The organism is Pseudomonas sp. GL-B-26 (genome assembly GCF_019947405.1).
Taxonomy (GTDB): domain Bacteria; phylum Pseudomonadota; class Gammaproteobacteria; order Pseudomonadales; family Pseudomonadaceae; genus Aquipseudomonas.
On record NZ_JAGYGJ010000035.1, the window covers coordinates 1 to 20,148 of the forward strand.

At 58.9% G+C, this 20,148-nt stretch carries 18 protein-coding genes; 6 read left to right on the plus strand and 12 right to left on the minus strand.

All coding sequences use genetic code 11. The features are described 5' to 3' along the window. Positions 1-716, plus strand: a 716-nt coding sequence (locus KGB23_RS21150; protein WP_223432455.1) for a 4'-phosphopantetheinyl transferase, incomplete at its 5' end; no start/stop codon positions are given. 160 nt (positions 717-876) lie between these two features. Here the strand turns inward: KGB23_RS21150 and KGB23_RS21155 are convergent. Continuing rightward, entirely contained in the window at positions 877-2,487 is a 1,611-nt protein-coding gene (locus KGB23_RS21155; RefSeq protein ID WP_095132467.1) for an ATP-binding protein, read from the minus strand. After that, positions 2,484-3,197 carry a response regulator gene (locus KGB23_RS21160; protein WP_223432456.1) on the minus strand — a complete coding sequence of 238 codons (714 nt, stop codon included), beginning with the start codon at positions 3,195-3,197 and terminating at the stop codon, positions 2,484-2,486. Before KGB23_RS21160 ends, KGB23_RS21155 begins: the two co-directional genes overlap by 4 nt. A 739-nt stretch (positions 3,198-3,936) precedes the next feature. Here KGB23_RS21160 and KGB23_RS21165 point away from each other — a divergent pair. Further along, positions 3,937-6,831, plus strand: coding sequence for a ribonucleoside-diphosphate reductase subunit alpha (locus tag KGB23_RS21165; protein ID WP_134103925.1), 2,895 nt, complete (start codon positions 3,937-3,939; stop codon positions 6,829-6,831). A gap of 244 nt (positions 6,832-7,075) precedes the next feature. Here the strand turns inward: KGB23_RS21165 and flgE are convergent, their stop codons facing one another. From flgE to KGB23_RS21195, 6 genes are all read right to left on the minus strand, one after another. Beyond that, positions 7,076-8,392 carry a flagellar hook protein FlgE gene (gene flgE / locus KGB23_RS21170; protein WP_150657144.1) on the minus strand — a complete coding sequence of 439 codons (1,317 nt, stop codon included), beginning with the start codon at positions 8,390-8,392 and terminating at the stop codon, positions 7,076-7,078. Between the two features lie 31 nt (positions 8,393-8,423). Then, the gene (gene flgD, locus KGB23_RS21175; RefSeq protein WP_223432457.1) at positions 8,424-9,146 is read right to left on the minus strand and encodes a flagellar hook assembly protein FlgD; all 723 of its coding nucleotides are present in this window, start codon (positions 9,144-9,146) and stop codon (positions 8,424-8,426) included. A gap of 15 nt (positions 9,147-9,161) precedes the next feature. After that, positions 9,162-9,605, minus strand: a complete 444-nt coding sequence (gene flgC, locus KGB23_RS21180; RefSeq protein ID WP_007937507.1) for a flagellar basal body rod protein FlgC — start codon at positions 9,603-9,605, stop codon at positions 9,162-9,164. A gap of 3 nt (positions 9,606-9,608) precedes the next feature. Next, positions 9,609-10,016: a flagellar basal body rod protein FlgB gene (gene flgB / locus KGB23_RS21185; protein WP_007980125.1), complete on the minus strand. Its 408-nt coding sequence runs from the start codon at positions 10,014-10,016 to the stop codon at positions 9,609-9,611. A 256-nt stretch (positions 10,017-10,272) separates the two neighbouring features. Next, a complete protein-coding gene (gene cheR, locus KGB23_RS21190; protein ID WP_008147958.1) occupies positions 10,273-11,100 on the minus strand; it encodes a protein-glutamate O-methyltransferase CheR in 828 nt (275 codons plus the stop codon). Positions 11,101-11,146: 46 nt separating this feature from the next. Beyond that, entirely contained in the window at positions 11,147-12,079 is a 933-nt protein-coding gene (locus KGB23_RS21195; RefSeq protein ID WP_008147956.1) for a chemotaxis protein CheV, read from the minus strand. A gap of 82 nt (positions 12,080-12,161) precedes the next feature. Between KGB23_RS21195 and flgA the strand changes: the two genes are divergently transcribed. The 4 genes from flgA (at position 12,162) to KGB23_RS21215 (ending at position 14,755) form a co-directional block, all read left to right on the plus strand. Further along, positions 12,162-12,923 (plus strand): flagellar basal body P-ring formation chaperone FlgA, encoded by a 762-nt coding sequence (flgA, locus tag KGB23_RS21200; RefSeq protein WP_223432458.1) that lies wholly within the window; start codon positions 12,162-12,164, stop codon positions 12,921-12,923. A gap of 150 nt (positions 12,924-13,073) precedes the next feature. Continuing rightward, on the plus strand, positions 13,074-13,400 hold the full coding sequence (gene flgM / locus KGB23_RS21205; protein ID WP_008147951.1) for a flagellar biosynthesis anti-sigma factor FlgM: 327 nt from the start codon (positions 13,074-13,076) through the stop codon (positions 13,398-13,400). A gap of 48 nt (positions 13,401-13,448) precedes the next feature. Further along, complete coding sequence (locus KGB23_RS21210; RefSeq protein ID WP_111451683.1) at positions 13,449-13,916, plus strand: flagella synthesis protein FlgN; 468 nt, start codon at positions 13,449-13,451, stop codon at positions 13,914-13,916. Between the two features lie 92 nt (positions 13,917-14,008). Then, positions 14,009-14,755 carry a flagellar brake protein gene (locus tag KGB23_RS21215; protein WP_223432459.1) on the plus strand — a complete coding sequence of 249 codons (747 nt, stop codon included), beginning with the start codon at positions 14,009-14,011 and terminating at the stop codon, positions 14,753-14,755. 71 nt (positions 14,756-14,826) lie between these two features. On the opposite strand, the gene KGB23_RS21220 is transcribed toward KGB23_RS21215, so the two are convergent. The 4 genes from KGB23_RS21220 to KGB23_RS21235 form a co-directional block, all read right to left on the minus strand. Then, positions 14,827-16,197 carry an MFS transporter gene (locus KGB23_RS21220; RefSeq protein WP_223432460.1) on the minus strand — a complete coding sequence of 457 codons (1,371 nt, stop codon included), beginning with the start codon at positions 16,195-16,197 and terminating at the stop codon, positions 14,827-14,829. A 71-nt stretch (positions 16,198-16,268) separates the two neighbouring features. Next, entirely contained in the window at positions 16,269-17,510 is a 1,242-nt protein-coding gene (locus KGB23_RS21225; protein WP_223432477.1) for a glutamine synthetase family protein, read from the minus strand. A gap of 202 nt (positions 17,511-17,712) precedes the next feature. Continuing rightward, positions 17,713-18,405: a sensor histidine kinase gene (locus tag KGB23_RS21230; protein ID WP_223432461.1), complete on the minus strand. Its 693-nt coding sequence runs from the start codon at positions 18,403-18,405 to the stop codon at positions 17,713-17,715. Further along, complete coding sequence (locus tag KGB23_RS21235) at positions 18,402-20,006, minus strand: tetratricopeptide repeat-containing response regulator (protein WP_223432462.1); 1,605 nt, start codon at positions 20,004-20,006, stop codon at positions 18,402-18,404. Before KGB23_RS21235 ends, KGB23_RS21230 begins: the two co-directional genes overlap by 4 nt. Positions 20,007-20,148 lie beyond the last annotated feature (142 nt).

The following is a 20,148-nucleotide window of genomic DNA, read 5'->3' on the forward strand; positions in this document are numbered from 1 at the left end:
CCCCCGCCCTCCCCGTCTGCTGCACTCCACTCGATGCCCATTGGCCGCTGCCGTTTGCGCTGCCCGATACGGTGCTGTTGAGCACTCACTTCGATACCTCGCAACTGGCCAGCGATGATTTCCAGCGCAGTGCCATCGAGCCGCCGCCCACCATCCAGCGTTCGGTCGCCAAGCGTCAGGCGGAGTTCCTCGCCGGGCGCGTTTGCGCTCGGGCTGCGTTGCAACAGTTGGAAGGGCTGAACTTCATCCCGGCCATCGGCGAGGACCGGGCTCCGGTGTGGCCGACGCACATCACGGGCTCGATCACCCACAGCACTGGCCAGGCCTCGGCGATTGTCGCGAAGAAAACCCACTGGCGCGGCCTGGGGATGGACCTGGAAAACCTGCTCAACCCTGAACGGGCCGAGCGACTGGCCGGGGAAATCCTCACACAGCCCGAGTTGCAACGCATGACCGCTGGCCCTCGCGATCAACTGGCGATGCTGGTGACCCTGACGTTTTCGGTGAAGGAAAGCCTGTTCAAGGCGCTGTATCCGATCGTTCAGCAGCGCTTCTATTTTGAACATGCCGAAGTGCTGGAGTGGACCGAGAGCGGTGAAGTGCGGCTGCGGTTGCTGACTGATTTGTCCAGCGAGTGGTGCAATGGCACTGAGCTGGATGCGCAGTTCGGGGTGGTGGATGGGCAGTTGTTGAGTCTGGTCAGCATCAAGGCCTGAGAACGCGATCCCTGTAGCAGCTGGCGAAGCCTGCGTTCGGCTGCGAAGCAGTCGTTAAACCATACAACTCGGTGCTTCAGATAAACCGCATGCACAGGATTTACGACTGCTTCGCAGCCGAACGCAGGCTTCGCCAGCTGCTACAGGTCCTGCGCCAATCTCAACGCTTCTCCTGATTCCTCGGCCAGCTCAGGCTGAAACACGCCCCGCCCAGGCTTTTGCTCTTGCTGATCAACGCCCGGCCATCATGCCAATGGATGATTCGCCGCACGATGGACAACCCCAGCCCATGCCCTCCCGAAGCGCGGGTACGGCTGTCGTCGAGACGCAGGAATGGTGTGAAAATCTTCTCCCAGGCCGTTTCCGGCACACCCGGCCCGTCATCCTCGACATCCACTCGACAGCGCTGCTGCCCCACCTGATAGCTGACGGTCACCCGTGATTGAGCGTGGCGCATGGCGTTGCTCACCAGGTTCTGCAACGCCCGGTGCAGGTAACGCGGCTCGGCCTCGACCCAGGCGTCGTCGTTGTCAGCGGCGGACAAACACAAACCGCGCTGCACCGTGACCTCGGCGCGTAACGGCGCCAGTTCTTCGATCACTTGATTGACCAACGCATCCAGATCGATCCGCTGAAAATTCAGCGCCGGTGAGCCCTGCTCCAGTCGTGCGTAGGTGAGCATCTCGTCCACCAATCGATCGAGATCCTCGATGTCGTGGTCCATGCCTTCACAGTATTTTTCCAACGCCTGCGGCGTGGTGGCCGAGCCGATCATTTCCAGACCAAAACGCAACCGCGCCACGGGTGTGCGCAGCTCATGAGACACGGCGCGCACCAGCTCACGCTGGATCGCCAGCAACTGCTGCAAGTGCTCGGCCATGCCGTTGAACGCCGAAGCCAGCCGTCCCACCGAGTCCGCGCCGCGTGCCGGCACGCGGGTTTCCAGGCTGCCCTTGGCGATGCGCGTGGCGGCCGCTTCCAGGCCACGCAAACGGCGCTCAAGTTGGCGCACCAACAAATAGACGATCAAGCCGATCAGGCTCAAACCCAGGGCGGCGATCAGCACCAGCCATTCCGGCGGATAAGGATTCATCTGATACAACGGGCCGATTTCCAGCACCCACGGCGTACCGACCATGCCGGCAAACACCCGGATCGAATCACCGCCCTTGCCCAGCGCCATCACCGTGTCGCCCTCGGACACCCGGCGACTCTGGTCCTCGTCCATGTCCGCCTGTTCGATCGTCACCAACCGCAAGTCGAAACCAAACCCTTTGTCGCGCTTCAACTGCGCCAGGCGCTCGGGTTGCTCGGCCACCGGGTAGCGCACCAGTTCGTCGGCCAACAGGTAAATAGTCGCCCGGGCCAGTTGTTCGCTGATCTGCTGGACTTCGCCGGTCAGCACCAACTGTTCCTTGTCACTGACCAGTCGATACACCTTCGCCGCGTGCGGACCGGTCTGTTCCACCAGCGCCTGACCGCGCAGCACGCGGGTGCGTTGGGTGAGGTCGAGGTCGGTTTGGGCAAAGGTCTTCAGCGCCAGAGGAATCCCCAGCAACCGCTCCCACACCAGCAAGGCACGGTGGCGCTCGGTTTCGTTCATCGGGTTCAGATTGTCGGCCATCAACGAGAACGTGCCGTGGGCGAGGCGTTCGCGGTATTGCTCGCCGCGCACCTGGTTGAGCAGGTGCAAAGCCAGCACGCCGAGTACCGCCACCAGAATCAGCGCCGCGCACATGCCACCGTAAATGCGCAGGAAGATCGAGTTCACAGCGTGCAGGCTTCCGGAACGAACAGATAACCTTTGCTGCGGATGGTCTTGATCAGCCGCGGATGCTCCGGGTCATCGCCGATTTTCGGGCGAATGCGCGAGATGCGCACGTCGATGGAACGGTCCTGGCCGTCATAGCCAATGCCGCGCAGCGCGGTGAAAATCTCTTCCCTGGACAGAATGCGCCCGGCATTGGCCACCAGCAGCCAGAGCAAGTCGAACTCGGCGCTGGTCAACTCGATGCCGTTGTCGTTCAGCCAGGCTTCGCGCAATGCGTTGTCGACCACCAAGGGACCGAACTGCAGACGCCGTTGTTTTTCCGGCGCCACTTCAGGGGCTTCACTGCGTCGCAACAGGGCCTGGATGCGCGCCAGCAGCAGACGTGGGCGAACCGGTTTGCACACGTAGTCGTCGGCGCCCAGGTCCAGGCCAAGAATCTGATCGGTGTCGTCGGTGCGGGCGGTGAGCATCAGGATCGGTCCGTCATACTTGTCGCGGACCTTGCGGCAGATGCTCAGGCCATCTTCGCCCGGCAACATCAGGTCGAGGATCACCAGGTCCGGTTTCTCCTTGATGATCCGTGCCGCGGCCAAGGCGCCGTTGCCCTCGATCGATACGCGCAGACCATTGGCTTCCAGGTAGTCGCGGGTCAGTTCGGCCAGACGCTGGTCGTCCTCGACAATCAATACCTGCCAGGCATCTTGCTCCACGGTGACCTCTGCTTGCCAACAACACTTAATAAGGAAGGATCCGCCCGTCTTTTTGTAATGATTGGGGAGGATAAGAATGCATCTGCATTGGCCGATTGTATAAACGCCGCTCGCCAAGAACACAAGCCGGTAAATGCGTTCGGACAACGCGGTTTTTTGTGATAGGGTTCGCGCCCTTAAAAATCCAAATGACCGTTTTCAATCATTGAAAATCAGTGAAAAACGGTCCGCTCCAGCTAGGTCGCGGCCTACACGCTCGTTCTACGTTTCACACACAATTTACGCACAGGTTTATCCACAGGTAGTACGTTGCAACACCCTCCAAAACGCATTATCTTGTACCTCGGCGCGAAAAAAACCCTACATGTAGGGTTTTACGCCAAAAACCAAACACAAACCGGCCACCGATTTCAAGCGCTTTTATTGCCTCTTTCCGGTTGAACCAAACGTATTTTTGAAAGACCAAACCGCGCGTGCGGATGGCTACTGTTTTTGAGCCGAATACGGCGTTAACGGTACGGGTGTTGCAGTCGATTACTGTCACCCAAAAGGATCCCGGTTTCAGGTTCAAGGCCTGGGACCAAAGACTTCGGCATGGAAGCGGCGCCCCAATTGCCCCTTCCTGATCTGTCCCGAAGTTGGTATGCCCGGCCCCTCGCCGGTTGTAGTGCTTCAGGACGGAACGGTGGGCACCGTGATGGTGCCCAAACAAACATAGAGAATGTGGAGACAACCCCCCATGCAAACCGACACAACTCGCGAGAACCCGCAGGGCACCTTGCCGCAGGCCGCAGATTCGACTTCGGATCTGTCCGCCACCGCGCCTGGCCAACTGCGCGTGATCAAGCGTAACGGCACTGTCGTTCCTTACACCGATGACAAAATCACCGTCGCTATCACCAAAGCGTTTCTCGCAGTTGAGGGCGGCACCGCTGCCGCTTCGTCGCGAATCCACGACACCGTTGCCCGTCTGACCGAACAAGTCACCGCGACCTTCAAGCGTCGCATGCCTTCGGGCGGCACCATCCACATCGAAGAAATCCAGGACCAGGTCGAACTGGCCCTGATGCGTGCCGGCGAGCAGAAAGTGGCCCGCGACTACGTGATCTACCGTGACGGTCGTTCGAAAGAACGCGCTGCCCACGCACCGGCCGAAGAAGCGGTCAACGCTCACCCGTCGATCCGCATCACCCGCGCCGATGGCACCTTTGCTCCTCTGGACATGGGTCGCCTGAACACCATCGTCACCGAAGCGTGCGAAGGCCTTGCAGAAGTCGACGGCGACCTGATCCAGCGCGAAACCCTGAAAAACCTGTACGACGGCGTGGCCCTGACCGACGTCAACACCGCACTGGTGATGACCGCCCGTACTTTGGTTGAGCGTGAGCCGAACTACTCGTTCGTGACCGCTCGCCTGCTGATGGACACCCTGCGTGCCGAAGGCCTGAGCTTCCTGGAAGTTGCCGAAAGCGCGACCCACCACGAAATGGTCGACCTGTACGCCAAGGCCTTGCCTGCGTACATCGCGAAAGGTATCGAATTCGAATTGCTGAACCCGATCCTGGCGACCTTCGACCTGGAAAAACTCGGCAAGGCGATCAACCACGAGCGCGATCAGCAGTTCACGTACCTGGGCCTGCAAACCCTGTACGACCGTTACTTCATCCACAAGGACGGTATCCGCTTCGAACTGCCGCAAATCTTCTTCATGCGCGTGGCCATGGGCCTGGCGATCGAAGAGAAGAACAAAGAAGACCGTGCGATCGAGTTCTACAACCTGTTGTCGTCCTTCGACTACATGTCGTCGACCCCGACCCTGTTCAACGCCGGTACTTTGCGTCCACAGCTGTCGAGCTGCTACCTGACCACCGTGCCGGATGACCTGTCGGGCATCTACCACGCGATCCACGACAACGCCATGTTGTCGAAATTCGCGGGCGGCCTGGGCAACGACTGGACCCCGGTTCGTGCACTCGGTTCGTACATCAAGGGCACCAACGGCAAATCCCAGGGCGTTGTTCCGTTCCTCAAAGTAGTGAACGACACCGCCGTTGCCGTTAACCAGGGTGGCAAGCGCAAAGGCGCTGTCTGTGCCTACCTGGAAACCTGGCACATGGACATCGAAGAGTTCATCGAGCTGCGCAAGAACACCGGTGATGATCGTCGTCGTACCCACGACATGAACACTGCCAACTGGATCCCTGACCTGTTCATGAAGCGCGTCTTCGATGACGGCAAGTGGACCCTGTTCTCGCCGTCCGAAGTGCCGGACCTGCACGACCTGACCGGCAAGGCCTTCGAAGAGCGTTACGAGTACTACGAAGCCCTGTCCGAGTACCCGGGCAAGATCAAGCTGTTCAAGACCATCCAGGCCAAAGACCTGTGGCGCAAAATGCTGTCCATGCTGTTTGAAACCGGCCACCCATGGCTGACCTTCAAAGACCCGTGCAACCTGCGCAGCCCGCAGCAGCACGTCGGCGTGGTTCACAGCTCGAACCTGTGCACCGAGATCACCTTGAACACCAACAAGGACGAGATCGCCGTTTGCAACCTGGGCTCGATCAACCTGCCGAACCACATCACCAACGGCAAGCTGGACACCGCCAAGCTGGAACGCACCGTGAACACCGCCGTTCGCATGCTCGATAACGTTATCGACATCAACTACTACTCGGTGCCGCAAGCGAAGAACTCCAACTTCAAGCACCGTCCGGTCGGTCTGGGCATCATGGGCTTCCAGGACGCTCTGTACCTGCAGCACATCCCTTACGGTTCCGACGCTGCCGTCGAGTTCGCCGACAAGTCGATGGAAGCGGTCAGCTACTACGCGATCCAGGCTTCCTGCGACCTGGCCGACGAGCGCGGTGCCTACGAGACGTTCCAGGGTTCGCTGTGGTCCAAAGGCATCCTGCCGCTGGATTCGCAACAGATCCTGATCGAGCAACGTGGCCAGAAGTACATCGACGTTGACCTGAACGAATCCCTGGACTGGGCACCGGTTCGTGCCCGCGTTCAGAAAGGCATTCGTAACTCCAACATCATGGCCATCGCACCGACCGCGACCATCGCCAACATCACTGGCGTATCGCAGTCGATCGAACCGACCTACCAGAACCTCTACGTGAAATCGAACCTGTCGGGCGAATTCACCGTGATCAACCCGTACCTGGTTCGCGACCTGAAAGCTCGCGGTCTGTGGGACTCGGTCATGATCAACGACCTGAAGTACTACGACGGTTCGGTGCAACAGATCGAGCGCATCCCGCAAGAACTCAAAGAGCTCTACGCGACTGCCTTCGAAGTGGACACCAAGTGGATCGTTGACGCGGCAAGCCGTCGTCAGAAGTGGATCGACCAGGCTCAGTCGCTGAACCTGTACATCGCTGGCGCATCGGGCAAGAAGCTGGACGTGACCTACCGCATGGCCTGGTACCGTGGTCTGAAAACCACTTACTACCTCCGTGCCCTGGCTGCGACCAGCACCGAGAAGTCGACCATCAACACCGGCAAGCTGAACGCTGTTTCCAGCGGCGGCAACCACGGTGAAGATTCGGTCCTGGCAGCGCCTGCCGGCCCTGCTCCAGTGCCGAAGGCTTGCGCCATCGACGAGCCGGATTGCGAAGCTTGCCAATAAGCTGAGCCGGTAGGCGCTAAAAGGCGCTTACCTGGATAACCCCCGATCGGTCCTCTGGATTGTCGGGGGTTTTCTTTTGCCTGCCTTTCAAGATCAAAAGATCGCAGCCTCGTTTCACTCGACAGCTCCTACAGGGGACCGCTATTTCCTGTAGGAGCTGTCGAGTGAAACGAGGCTGCGATCTTTTTGCCAGCCATAAAAAAGCCCCTCTTGCGAGGGGCTCTTTATGCAGCGCTATCCAGCATCAGGTCATCTGAATGATGGTCTGCATGATGGTGCTTTGGGTGGAGATGGTCTTGGCGTTCGCCTGGTAGTTGCTCTGCGCCTTGATCAGGTCGACCAGTTCATTGGTCAGGTTGACGTTGGACTCTTCCAGGGAGTTGGAGGCGATCGAACCCAGGGTGCCGGTTTCCGGCGCATCGTAGCCCGGGATACCCGACGCGTAGGTTTCTTTCCAGCTGGTGCCACCGACTGGCTGCAGACCTTGCTCGTTGGTGAAGCTGGCAAGGGAGATCTGGCCGATAGGCTTGGTCTGGTTGTTGCTGAAGTTAGCCAGCAACACACCGCTTCCGTCGATGGTGAGGTTGGTGATCTGGCCAGTGGCGTAACCGTTCTGGGAAGGAATCGAACGCGCGGTATCGGCGTTGAACTGGGTGGTGTTGGCCATGGAGATGGTTACACCCGCCGGGTCGGCGGCGGCGCCGTTGGCTTTCCAGACGCCGGCGGTCACGGTGCCCGGAACCCAGCCGGTAATCTTCAGATCGCTGCTGATGGTCGGGCCGGGCGGAGTGCTGACCTGGAGCAACTTGCCTGACGTGTCGAACGTCATGGTCGAAGGGACGGGAGCCGTAGCGGCAACAGCAGGGTCGCTGCCATCCGGGTTGCGACCATCGATCAGGGTGTAGGTATCCCACGTGTTGGCCCCAGTTTTGACCATGTATTGATCCATGGTGTGCTGGTTGCCCTGAGTGTCGAAAATCGGGGTACTGAACTGCTTGGTGAAGGTGGCGGACTTGGTCGGATCGAACTTGTTGGTCAGAACCGCCTGGTCGATTATGTCAGCCGAAGAGTTCAGGTTGATCGTCGACGACACGGTGGTGGTGGTTTTCGGCGCCAGGTTGGAGGTGTCAATGCGCAGGTCGGTCAACACACCGTTCTGAATCTTGCCATTGGCATCCACACCGTAGCCCTGCAGACGCGAAGTGCCGTCGGTGTTAGTGACGTAACCGTCCTTGTCGACCTTGAACGTACCGGCACGGGTGTAGGACAGCGAACCGCTGTTGCTCAGTACGAAGAAGCCGGAACCGTTGATGCCCATGTCCAGCACGTTACCGGTGTTGTTGATGTCGCCCTGGGTGAACTGTTGAGAAACGTTGGCCAGACGTACACCGTTACCGGTGGTCTTGTTACCGGACCCCAGCTTGCTTGCCGAGTACACGTCTTCGAATTCTGCACGGGACGATTTGAAACCGGTGGTCGCGACGTTGGCGATGTTGTTGCCAGTCACGTCCAGTTGTTTGTTGGCTGCATAGAGACCGCTAAGGCCGATATTGAAAGACATATTCCACTCCTTTGTGCCGTGTTAGTCGGCTCTACATACCAATGGTTTGTACTTTGGACAGGGCGATGCTGCCCAGCCCGGCCAGGTTCAACATCAACTCACCGCCGGTCTGGCTGATGGTCACGCTGTTGACGGTCGCCGGCAGATTGGTGATCAGCGCTACGGCCTGACCATCGATGGTGCTCGAAGCCGAGAAGTTGTAAGTGCCCGACGCAACCGTTTCACCCGCATCGTTCTTGCCATCCCAGATGAAGCTGGCATTGCCGGCGGACTGAGCCCCCATGTCGATGGTGCGAACGGTTTTGCCGTCCGTGTCGGTGATCTTCAAGGTGGTACCGGGCACTGAAGCTGGAATCACTACCGTACCGGTCATGCTCTTCGAGGTATCGACCACGGCTTTGCTGCCCGGCGCGATGACCGAACGTCCCACCAGCGACGAGGCTTGCAACGCCTGAGACGAGTTGTAGTTGCTGGCAATGCCCGATACGGTATCGTTGAGCGTGGTGATGCCTTCCAGGCTACTGAACTGCGCCAACTGGGCGACGAACTCGCCATTGTCCTGTGGCTCCAGCGGGTTCTGGTTTTTCAGTTGCGTTACCAGCAACTGCAGGAATGCGTCCTTGCCCAAGGCCTTGTTGCCAGTGGCGCTGTTCGTCGCCGACGCCAGGCCATCCGTCGTGGTGCTGGTCTTGATCGAGGAGTTGGCCAGGATGTCCTTGAGGCTCAAACTGCTGGTGGTATCGGTAACACTCATCTGAGTCGCCCCTTATCACTGACCGAGGGTCAGGACCTTCTGCATCATGGTTTTGGCGGTGTTCATCATTTCGGCGTTGGTCTGGAACGAACGACTCGCGGAAATCATGTCAGCCATTTCTTCCACCACGTTGACGTTCGGGTAGTAGACGTAGCCCTTGGCGTCGGCCGCCGGATGGTTCGGCTCGTAGCGCGCCTCAAGGTTGCTCTGGTCTTCGACCACGCCCAGCACTTGCACCCCTTGACCGGCCGCGTCCTGGTTCTGGAACAGCGAATCGCTGCCGCCGCTCTGGCCGCCCTGGAACATGGTGGCGAATACCGGATGCCGTGCACGGTAGGTCTGGTCGATGCTCGACGAGACGGTTTCGGCGTTGGCGATGTTACTGGCGACGGTGTTCAAGCGAGTGGTCTGGGCACTCATGCCGCTACCGGCAATGTTGAAAACACTGGATAGAGACATGACTTACTCTCCGCGCAGGGCTGATACCAGCCCTTTGAATTTACTGTTGAGCAGGGTGAAGCTGGCCTGGAAGTTGACCGCGTTTTCCGCGTAGTTCGACTGTTCCAGCTGGGCGTCCACGGTGTTCTGGTCGATCGACGGTTGCATCGGCGTGCGATACAGCAGCGACTCGTCGCCATTACCCAGGCCTTCGGCTTCGATATGACGGCTGTTGGTCATGTTCAAGGCGAAAGTGCCGCTCTTGGTCTTCTCGTTCTGCTCGGCGAGCACTTTCGAGAAGTCCAGATCCCGAGCCTTGTAGTTCGGGGTGTCGGCGTTGGCGATGTTGTTGGCCAGGACTTCGGCACGCTGAGCGCGGAAGCCCAGGGCTTGTTCGTGGATACCGAGCGCTTTATCGAAGCTGATGCTCATGTCGGAAACCTTCGGGTGACCTGATTTTTCGTAACAGGGACATAGCAAGCGTCGTGCCAATTGAAAAAAGGCCGTAAAACGGGGCTTTGCGGGCAGTGGCAACGTGGCAATGCCAGAAAAGCGGCAACTGATTTCCGCCGCCTGCCGCTTTTCTGCCGCTTTCCTGAATCGCGCGCCGCTCCTACGTGATGCAAAAGCGCCAGGCATAAAAAAGGAGCCCCGAAGGGCTCCCGTTTTTATGCCTGGCGCTTTTGCATCACTTCGCCTGGTAAATGATCCCCGGGCTGCACTGGACCATCTGGTAATGATCCGGCAAACCGTTCAGCGCCTCGGAAGCACCAAGGAACAGATAACCGCCTGGCTTCAACGTGCTGTGAATGCGCAACAGGATGTCCTTCTTCACCTCGGCGGAGAAGTAGATCAGCACGTTGCGGCAAAACACGATGTCGAACTTGCCGAGGCTCGCGTAGCTGTCCAGCAGGTTGAACGAGCGAAACTCCACCCGGCTCTTGATCGGTGCCTTGATTGCCCAGCGCCCCGGCCCTTTCGGGTCGAAGTAACGTTGAAGGCGCTCGGGCGACAGGCCACGGCCGATGGCCAGGCTGTCGTACTCGCCGGTCTTGCAGTTGGTCAGCATGGTACCGGACAGGTCAGTGGCAACGATCTGCACGCCCATCTTCAACTGGCCCATGTTCACGCGCTCGAACTCATCGATCGACATCGACAGCGAATACGGTTCCTGACCCGACGAGCAGGCCGCCGACCAGATCCGCAGACGCTGGCCAGGGGCAGCCTTGATCGCTGCGGGCAGCACCTTGTTCTTCAAGACTTCAAACGGATAGGTGTCACGAAACCACAGGGTTTCGTTGGTGGTCATGGCATCCACCACCATCTCGCGCAAACCGCTGCGCGGCTGGGTCTGGATGCGCTGGACCAGCTCACCCAGGGACTTGATGCCTTGCTGTTCCATCAGTTTGTTGAGACGGCTCGAGACCAGGTACTGCTTGTTTTCACCGAGCAAAATGCCACAGGCTTTTTCCAGGAAGACCCGGAACTGTTCGAAATCCAAATTACCCGTAGACAAAGATGCCGCCTCTTAAATCGTATTAACCGTTAGGGGCAAAAGGCCCCTAGCTGATGTCTGCTGCTTTGATCCGGTTGACTACCCGGGATGCCAGGTCATCAGGACGGAATTTGGCAAGGAAGTCATCGGCACCGACCTTCTTGACCATCGCCTGATTGAATACACCCGACAACGAAGTATGCAGGATGATGTGAAGTTTTTGCATGCGAGGGTCGTTGCGGATCTCGGCCGTGAGGGTGTACCCGTCCATCTCCGGCATCTCGATGTCGGAAATCATCATCAGGAACTCTTCTTCCGGCTTCTTGCCCTCGTCGACCAGCTTGCGCAGGTAATCCAGCGCTTGCCGACCGTCGTTCAACGCCACCACTTCGACACCGACCGTCTGCAGGCAACGGGTCACCTGCTTGCGCGCCACCGACGAGTCATCGACCGTCAGTACTCGCAAAGAGAGCGCCTTGTGCTGGGTTTCGACATCCACCACGCCAACGGAAATCGCTTCCGGTGTCGGCGCTACTTCCGCCAGCACTTTCTCGACGTCGATGATTTCGACTAACTGATTGTCGACCCGAGTCACAGCCGTCAGGTAATGATCGCGTCCCGTGCCCTTGGGTGGCGGATGAATCTCCTCCCAATTCATGTTGACGATGCGTTCCACTGACCGCACCAGGAAACCCTGGGTCTTGGTGTTGTACTCCGTGATGATCACGAAGGGATTGCTTTGATCCTTCAGCGCACCGGAACCGGTCGCCATGGCCAGATCAAGAATCGGAATGGTCGCCCCCCGAATATTTGCCACACCGCACACGACAGGACTGGATTTTGGCATCAGCGTCAGTTTGGGGCATTGCAGCACCTCCCGAACCTTGAACACGTTGATCCCATACAACTGCTGGCCGTCGAGACGGAACAACAACAGCTCAAGGCGATTCTGCCCTACCAGTTGCGTGCGCTGGTTTACCGCATCCATTACACCAGCCATGCACAGACTCCTACACCAACGCTTAAGTGTGTTGCGACGCGCATTCATCACTAAACGGCACGGCGCTTGCTTTTTAACTCTTATGAACACAGAACCGACATTTTTCCGACGCCTGACATCAAACGCCCGCAGATTGCTTTGCGCGGTGTCGGCCGTCTGCCTGTTCAACGCTGGCTGCCCTGCCCTTGCTGACGCGGTTACCTTGCCTGACATGCTTATCGGCGTCACTCAGGGCTTTCTTGAATTCACCGTAGAAGACTATCTGGCGACCAGTCAAACGGAAGGCCGCTACGAGATCGAGGTCAAGCAGCTCGATCCGCGGCTGCGCATGCCCATGTGCGACAAGGAATTGACAGCCACGCTTGAGAGTCCGGCAAGGCCGCTGGGGCGGGTTACCGTCAAGGTTGCTTGCGAAGGCACGTCCCCCTGGACCGTCTTCGTACCCGCTCAAGTGCGCCTGTTTCGCGACATTGTGACCACCACCCGCCCGCTGCGACGCACCGGTATCGTCGAGCCTCAGGATGTGACCTTGCGCGAGCGTGACATCAGTCTGATCAGCCAGGGTTACCTGACTTCCGTCGACCAGGCGATCGGGCAGAAACTTACCCGACCAATGGTCGCCGACCAGGTCATGACCCTGGTGCACATGGAACAGGCAGAAGTCATCACCAAGGGCGACCAGGTGGTGATTACCGCCCGCAGTGGAACGCTCAGCGTGCGCATGCCGGGTGAAGCGCTGTCAAACGGCGGCTTACGCGAACAGATTCGGGTGAAAAACCTCAACTCCCAGCGGGTCATCAAGGCGTTAGTCACCGCGCCCGGTCAGGTGGAAGTGGCCATGTAGAACACTGGCGCGCCACCCGACTGTTCCCTAGACTGTGCCCTATGCAGGGCAAGCGCTGACGCGCGCAAGCTCATTGATAATTGAGCCTAAAGTTTTTCCGGGTATGGCCGAAAACATGGCAAGCGTCCAAATACCCAGAGGTTTTTTGTCATGGTCATCGATTTCAGCCGTTTAAACAGTTCCTCGTCACTTACCGGTAGTACACGTACCAGCACCGCGAAGGAAACCGCCGAAGCCGGCAAACCCGCACCGCTGAATACCCCGGCCGAACAGGCCAGTACCGTCAAAAGCGGGGAATCGGTACATCTCAGCAATGAGGCTCAACAGTTGCAGAAGGTCACTGACAAGCTGCGCGATCAGCCTGCCGTCGACAACGCCCGCGTGGCCGAGTTGAAAGCAGCGATTGCCGATGGCAGCTACAAAGTCGACAGCAACCGTGTAGCCAGCAAACTGCTCAACTTCGAAGCCCAGCGCTAGGCCAAGGCCTGCGCCAGGCTTTTGGACGCTTAAAACCCAAGGCCAGCCATGCACGACACTAATTTACTGCAACTGATCACCGACGATTTCGCTCCAGCACAGCACTTGCTGGAGTTACTGCAAACCGAGTCCCTCGCCTTGCACGGTCGCGACATGCCACTGCTCGAAGAGATTCTGGCGCAGAAACAGGCATTGATCATTTTGCTCGATCAGCATGGCCGCAAGCGCAGTGAAATCCTCGCCAGCCTCAACCTGCCAACCAATCGCAACGGCCTGGAGCAACTTGCCAGCCATTCGAGCATTGGCGATCAGCTGTTGGAACAGAGCGATGTATTGACCGATCTTCTGGCTCAGTGCCAGGCGACCAACGTCAAGAATGGCCAGTCGATCCTGGTGCAACAGGCCGCGACGGCCAATCAGCTGAAAATCCTCAACGGCGGCGAGCCGCCAGCGCTCTATGATGCACGCGGATCAACCTCCATGCTTGCGAAGCCACGCCCGCTCAGTCAGGCTTGAGCCTGCTGAAAAGCGCGCACTATCAAGACGCGCAACATGCTGGCAATATGCTGGCCAGCCGTAGTCATATTTTGTCTGGAGATTGATGAACCGTGTTCAATGCCTTAAGCGCGGAAGATGCTCCGCAGCCACCCAAGGTGCTCACCACGCCGTTGGAGATCTCCGGCAACCTGCGCCAGCTGCAAGACAGCCATGATCCGCTGATCATCACGTTCCATGAGCGCAGCCAGCGCTTCCAGAGTTATCTGGTGGACATTGACCGTGACAGCAACATGATTGCCCTGGACGAAATGATTCCCCGCGACGGTGAACGCTTCCTGCTCGCCGGCGAACCATTCAAGGTCGAAGGCTTCCACGACGGCGTACGTATTGCCTGGGAAAGCAACGGCCCGTTGACCATCGACGAATCCGGAGGTGGTCGCTGCTACCGTGGCGCCCTGCCCGCCGAGGTGGTTTACCACCAGCGTCGTAATGCATTCCGCGCAGCATTGAAGCTGGCACAACTGGTCAACGTCGATCTGGGTGGTGAAAAGCTCAAGTCGCCGATCAGCGGCAAACTACTGGACATCTCCGCCACCGGCTGCAAGTTGCGCTTCGAAGGCGACATCACGGGCAGCCTGCAACTGGGCCAGGTCTATGACCGCTTCATCGCCGCCCTGCCCTTTGGCAACATGACGGCACCCGTCGAGCTGCGTTACCTGCACTTCGAAGAAAGGATCTCCACCACCTTCGCCGGCGTACGCTTTCACAACATGAGCGGGCTGGTGCAGCGGCAGGTCGAGCGGTTCGTCTATCAGCTTCAGCGCGAAGCGCGGCGCTTCGACAAAGACGACATGTAATAAGACGCTTCAATAGAAAACGGGCAGTCCCTTGCGGTGACTGCCCGTTTTTTTATGCGTTGTTTTTATGCTTAAGGCCTGGCCTCGGTAAAACTTTGCTCGCGAGGTGCATCAGGGTCTTCGGGCGGCGGATCGGTTTCGGGCTCTGATTCGGGTTCCATGTCCGGCTCAGGGTTGATCGGGTTCTGCATCTGTTCCTGAACCACCTGCTCATCGACACGCGGGTCAAGGCAAGCCACCAACGGCGAACTCGACATACTGTCCGGCATGGCGACGTGATGCAGCGGCGCATCGTCCACCACATGCAGGTTAGTCACCGCTTTCGGACGAATCCGCCACACCAGCACCAACGCGAAGAAACTGAAGAAGGCATAGAGCATGTGGCTGCCGAACAGCTTCATCAGCACCCCGGCCACCAACGGTCCGATACTGGCGCCGACACCGTAGGTCACCAACAGCATCGCTGTCAGGGACACCCGGCGATCACCCTCGACGTGGTCGTTGGAGAATGCCACCGCCAGCGGATACAGGCAGAACATCACCAGCGAACAGCAGAACCCGGTGATAAACAAAATCTCCAGCGGTACCTGTTGCATGATTGCCAGCGGCAACGCGGTAAGCGCCAGGACCAGCGCAATACAGCGGATCAACAGCGCCCGGTCATAACGGTCGGACAGCCAGCCCAACGGCCATTGCACCAGCAACCCCGCAAAAATGCAGCTACCCATGAACAGACCGACCTGCTCCGTGGACAACCCCTGTTGCGAAGCATACAGCGGTGCCAGACCGTAGAACGAACCAATGATCAGCCCCGCCCCCAGCACCGTGCTCAACGACTGCGGCACGCGCTTGATGAAAAACCGCGGTTCCATCGGTGCCGGGTGCAACGGTGCCGGGTGAATCCGCCGGGTCAGGGCCACCGGCACCAGGCACAGCGCAAAGCACAATGCGACCAGCATCAGCAGTTCAAGACCCAGGCCCGGGTGCATGACCAGAATCAACTGACCCAGCACCAGCCCCAGGTACGAGGCGATCATGTAGCCGCTGAACACCGTCCCGCGTTGTGAGGCTTCGGCCTGCTCATTGAGCCAGCTTTCGATGACCATGTATTGGCACATCATGCCAAGGCCGACGATGACCCGCAGGAAGATCCAGGCAGGCAACCAGTCCACCAGGCCATGGCCCAGCACCGCCGCGCCGACAATCCCGGCGCAGGCCGAATAGGCGCGAATGTGCCCGACCCGGGCAATCAGCCGGTGGCCGATCTTGCCACCCAGCACCAGGCCGCAATAGTTGGCCGCCATCAACGCACCGACCCACAGGCTGTCGACGTGATCGGCGGCCAGGCGCAAGGCCAGGTAAGTACTCAACAGGCCAGAGCCGATCAACATCATCAGCGAGGCAAAATAAAGCGCTCGAAAGGGTTTCCAGATTTGGCGCATCGGCGTTCCGAGCGGCTCCTTGCAGTGAGTTTCAGGCTACCGACAAACGATAGCCTGATGTCGACGGATCGTCAGGCCTGGGCCGCTAAAACACGCCGTTCCCAGGGAGTAATTTCATCAATGAAGCTGGTCAACTCCATGGTCTTCGAGGCGATGTAGCCTTCGATGAACTCCTTGCCAAACAGTTCCTTCGCCAATTGGCTACGTTTCAGACGCTCAAGAGCCGCATGCAAGGTACACGGCAACGAAAGATTGTCCGGCACTTCGAATTCCCCCTGGATCGGTTCGCTCGGCTCCAGTTTGTGTTCAATGCCATACAACCCTGCGGCAAGGCTGGCGGCGATCGCCAGATAAGGATTTGCATCAGCCCCCGGCAAACGGTTCTCGACCCGACGAGCGGCGGGCGGACTGGCCGGAATACGCAATCCGGCCGCCCGGTTGTCGTGGGACCAGCAGGCATTATTCGGCGATGCGTAGGGATGGCACAAGCGCTGATACGAGTTCACGTTCGGTGCGAACAACGCGGTGAAATCCGCCATGCCGGCCTGCTGACCCGCGATGAAATGACGGAAGGTCGCGGTCGGCTCACCAGCCTTGTCGCTGAACACGTTACGCCCGCTGCCGATCTCGATGATGCTCTGGTGAATATGCATCGAACTGCCCGGCGTGTGCGCCAGCGGCTTGGCCATGCAAACCACGGTCAGGCCATGCTTGAGCGCGACTTCTTTGAGCAGATGTTTGAACAGGAGCGTCTGGTCGGCCAGCAGCAGTGGGTCGCCGTGCAGCAGGTTGATCTCGAACTGGCTGACGCCCATCTCGTGCATGAAGGTATCGCGCGGCAAGCCCAGGGCCGCCATGCAGGCGTAGACCTCACTGAAGAACGGCCGCAAACCATTATTGGAACTGATACTGAACGCCGATTGACCGTCCTCGCGACGACCGTCCAGGCCCAGCGGCGGCTGGAACGGTTGAGTCGGGTCGGTGTTGGGTGCAAAGACAAAAAATTCCAGCTCGGTGGCCACCACCGGCGCCAGGCCGAGGGCCGCGTAACGCGCGATCACGGCTTTGAGTTGGCCGCGGGTCGACAGAGACGAGCTTCCGCCGGTCAGCTCATCCGCATCGCAAATGGCCAAGGCTCGCGGCTGCTGGCTCCACGGCAAGCGATGGATCTGTGCCGGGTCGGGCACCAGCGCCAGGTCACCATCATCACTGCCGTAAAAGCGCGCTGGCGGATATCCGCCCATGATGCATTGCAGCAGCACTCCCCGCGCCATCTGCAAACGCCGTCCCTCGAGAAAGCCTTCGGCGGTCATTACCTTGCCACGGGGTACGCCATTCAAATCCGGCGTGACACATTCAATCTCATCAATGCCCGTCAATCGCTGTGCGAGTGAGCGATGGCCATCGGTTGTCATGACGCAATCCTTTGTTGTTGTGCGAGCCGCGAACGGCGACCCGTACAAAATAGGCTCCGCCTGTTCGGAATATCAAGCAACGGCCAACAAAAAGAACCGGTCAGGGCAGATAGAGGCTGAACACGCCGCCACCCAGCGGGCCGCCATTGCTGATTTCGGTGCGTCCGCCCACGCCATTGCGTTGATGAAGTGCTGCAATCCGCCCGGCAAAATACAGACCCAGGCCAGTACTTCCGCTGCTGTGGTTGATGCCCTGCACGTAATCGGCCTGACGCTCGATCATCTCCGGAGGATAACCTTCGCCATCGTCGTTGACGGTCAGCACCAGTTGCCCCGCTTCATCGCTGACGCTGATCAACACCGCGTGGCGGGCATAACGAATGGCGTTGTTGATGCTGTTGCCCAGCACCGAAGCAATCAGCTCCCGGTCGAAGAAACCCAGAGGGCTCAACGGATCCACTTCATAGGTCGCCATGATGCCGCGACTGGCAAACACGTCCTGGTGGCAGGCCAATTGCGCTTCGATGAAATCATCCAGTTCATGGTAGGCCGGTTGCAACGGCATCTGGTTGACCCCGAGTTTGTACAGCCCCAGCAACTGCACCAGCATGCCATTAAGGTGAGCGAATTCGAATTCGATCACGCCCTGCTCCGGAGTGTGCTGCTGCGGATCCGGCAAGCGCGCCAGCCATTGGCTGTGGGCCTGCATCAGCATGGCCAGGGAGTTCTTCATGTCGTGCACGGTGGAGGCAATCACCGTGGAAAAATCGAGTGCCTGTTCGCTGTCGTTCATTCGCCAAACGCCTTGCTTCGCAACTTCTGATAACGGGGAAAACGCGCATCGGAGTCGGGCATCAGGCCGACCATTTTCAGGCACGTCCGACATTCTTCCAGCTCCGCCGAAGGGACACTGGTATCGGTGCCGTGCAGCAGCGACTGCGCCATGTTCAGCGCGATACTGATGTTCTTCGGTTGCAGCGTCAGGGCTTTGCGGAACACCTGCCGCGCCTCCACCAGGTTGCCGGTCTTGTACACCCGCACGCCCTGACGGTTGAGGTCGGCAGCGGCGTTGCCGGAGTTGAGGATGGTCGGATCGTCGGTCAACTTGGCGATGCCCTTCATCACCGTCGGGTCGTCGCCGTAGATTTCCGCGCAGTTTTTCAGCATCGAGGCACCGGCGCTGGCCTGGCCGAGCATCTGCAGTTGCTTGGCCACCAGCAGCGCCGCTTCAGCACTCATGAACTGTTCCATGCCATCGAGGCGCATCATCGCCTGCTCGGTGAGCTTCTCGGCGGTTTCTGCATCGTTGAGCAGCAAACTGGTGGCTTTCATCAATCGCGCCCGAATCTGCAGACCCGGGTCGGAAGGGTTTTCCTTGGCCACCGCACTCAGCGTCGTGTTGATTTCCAGTCGAGTCCGGGTATCCAGGCCTTTTTCGCTGCCTTTACTGATCAAGGCATGGGCCAGGCCAAGGTTGCTCTCCGCATCCTTGAAACGTGACTGCGCGCCCTGCGCCACCGCCTGGCGATAGGCTTTGGAGGCGGTGTCGAAATCTTCGTTGGCCATCGCCAACTTGCCCAGCTGCGCTTGCCGACGCACCGCCAGCGGCGACAAGCGGATCGCCTCTTCCAGCACATTCTGGGCCGCCTTGGTGTCGCCTTCAGCGACCAGCACATCGGCCATGCCGTCGTAGAGCGCCGGCATCATCGGGAACACTTTCAGGGCTTTTTCGTAGACGCCCTTGGCCTGACCGACCTGACCACGCTTGAACAGCAATTTGCCCAGACCGACAAACGCCCACGGCAATGGTCGATCAGCAATGATGCTGTCGTAGAGACGCTCCAGCGCCTCGTTCTGATTCAGGTCGCGCAAGGCATCGGCGCGGTAGCGCAGGCACAACGGCGAGTAGCGGATGTCTTGTTTGCACAAGGCGATGCAGGCATTGAGCACTTCAACCGGTTTACCCCGGTCAAGGGCCTGCAGAATCGGCTTGAGCAAGGTCTTGCGTTGCTCCAGCCGCTCCAGCCGTTGAGCCAGACCGGAACGGTTGAAGGGTTTGGTCAGGTACGCATCGGGTTCGTGTTCCAACGCACTGAGCACCATCGCCTGACTGGTCTCGGCGGTGACCATGACGAACACGGCCTCATGGCTGATCAGCTTCTCGATCATCAGGTCTTCAAGCACCTGCTGACCGTTCTTCTTGCCGTCGCCCAGGTGAAAGTCCTGCAGGATGAAATCGTAGGCCTTCTGCGAACACATACGCAGCGCCTGTTCGCCGGAGTCGGCGGTGTCGACATCCTTGACGCCCAGCTCACGCAGCATGGACCTGACGGAACTGCGGAAATCCGAGAAATCATCGACGATCAAAAAACGCTTTTGGTGATACGACAGCATCGAAGATTTCCAGGCAATTTAAGAAGAAGAACCCAAAGGCAAATACACGAACGAGATCAGCTTCGCGGCCCCTTTTGGCCGCGCAGATGATAGCCACAGGACAGCACGCTACCAAGCGTCGAGACAGCCTCTTATGCCATCT

Excerpts from the sequence above, each read along its gene's own strand:
- KGB23_RS21165 (WP_134103925.1), top strand. The coding sequence starts at position 3,937 with ATGCAAACCGACACAACTCGCGAGAACCCGCAGGGCACCTTGCCGCAG.
- flgE (WP_150657144.1), bottom strand. The coding sequence starts at position 8,392 with ATGTCTTTCAATATCGGCCTTAGCGGTCTCTATGCAGCCAACAAACAA.
- flgD (WP_223432457.1), bottom strand. The coding sequence starts at position 9,146 with ATGAGTGTTACCGATACCACCAGCAGTTTGAGCCTCAAGGACATCCTG.
- flgC (WP_007937507.1), bottom strand. The coding sequence starts at position 9,605 with ATGTCTCTATCCAGTGTTTTCAACATTGCCGGTAGCGGCATGAGTGCC.
- flgB (WP_007980125.1), bottom strand. The coding sequence starts at position 10,016 with ATGAGCATCAGCTTCGATAAAGCGCTCGGTATCCACGAACAAGCCCTG.
- KGB23_RS21195 (WP_008147956.1), bottom strand. The coding sequence starts at position 12,079 with ATGGCTGGTGTAATGGATGCGGTAAACCAGCGCACGCAACTGGTAGGG.
- flgA (WP_223432458.1), top strand. The coding sequence starts at position 12,162 with ATGAACACAGAACCGACATTTTTCCGACGCCTGACATCAAACGCCCGC.
- flgM (WP_008147951.1), top strand. The coding sequence starts at position 13,074 with ATGGTCATCGATTTCAGCCGTTTAAACAGTTCCTCGTCACTTACCGGT.
- KGB23_RS21210 (WP_111451683.1), top strand. The coding sequence starts at position 13,449 with ATGCACGACACTAATTTACTGCAACTGATCACCGACGATTTCGCTCCA.
- KGB23_RS21220 (WP_223432460.1), bottom strand. The coding sequence starts at position 16,197 with ATGCGCCAAATCTGGAAACCCTTTCGAGCGCTTTATTTTGCCTCGCTG.
- KGB23_RS21225 (WP_223432477.1), bottom strand. The coding sequence starts at position 17,510 with ATGACCGCCGAAGGCTTTCTCGAGGGACGGCGTTTGCAGATGGCGCGG.
- KGB23_RS21230 (WP_223432461.1), bottom strand. The coding sequence starts at position 18,405 with ATGAACGACAGCGAACAGGCACTCGATTTTTCCACGGTGATTGCCTCC.
- KGB23_RS21235 (WP_223432462.1), bottom strand. The coding sequence starts at position 20,006 with ATGCTGTCGTATCACCAAAAGCGTTTTTTGATCGTCGATGATTTCTCG.